Source organism: Sediminibacillus terrae (genome assembly GCF_009602435.1).
Lineage (GTDB): Bacteria > Bacillota > Bacilli > Bacillales > Amphibacillaceae > Sediminibacillus > Sediminibacillus terrae.
Genome location: NZ_VZDQ01000017.1, coordinates 1 through 741, shown reverse-complemented (window position 1 = coordinate 741; position 741 = coordinate 1). Strand labels below are relative to the sequence as shown.

Below are 741 nucleotides of genomic sequence, written 5' to 3'. Positions count from 1 at the left end.
TTAATGAATTAGAAAACCCCTGGCAATGCCAGGGGTTCCGGAGAGCTTACAGCGTGGTAATAAAAAAACCTCACTTCATGGTAGGATAAAGTTGGTTTCCCGACCACTTCATCTCACCAAAGAAGGAGGTATGCCCTGTGAAGGACATGAACAGTTTAGCACATACCACATGGAATTGTAAGTATCACGTAGTCTTTGCTCCCAAATACAGAAGACAAGTCATTTATGGAAAGTATAAAAAGAGTATTGGTCAAATTATAAGAGATTTATGTGAACGGAAAGGCGTAATTATCCATGAAGCAAATGCCTGCCCGGATCATATCCATATGTTAGTCAGTATCCCGCCCAAGTTAAGTGTATCTCAATTTATGGGGTACTTAAAAGGAAAAAGCAGCCTGATGATATTTGATCGACACGCTAATTTGAAATATCGATATGGGAATCGGAAATTCTGGTGTCGAGGTTTCTACGTTGATACAGTGGGCAGAAATAAGAAACAAATCCAAGAATATATAAGAAATCAGCTAAAAGAAGATTATATGGCTGATCAGTTAACCTTGTTCGAAGAACATGATCCATTTACAGGAGAAAAAAATCGGAAGAAATAACGAAATTCTTTAGAATTAGTGAGTGAATGTGGTGCAGGCGGGAAACCCTTTCGGTGGGCCTTTCAGGCCGAGGCCGGTAACAGAGGCTTTCAGCCGCAGAGCAAACCACCAGTTCACACTGGTGGTTTTGATT

Annotated in this window: 1 protein-coding gene; it reads left to right on the top strand. The window is 40.6% G+C overall.

Annotated features, from left to right (window positions below; genetic code table 11):
• Window positions 1-146 precede the first annotated feature (146 nt).
• A complete protein-coding gene (gene tnpA, locus F6X55_RS06000; RefSeq protein WP_153462423.1) occupies window positions 147-608 on the top strand; it encodes an IS200/IS605 family transposase in 462 nt (153 codons plus the stop codon).
• The last annotated feature ends 133 nt before the right edge of the window (window positions 609-741 follow it).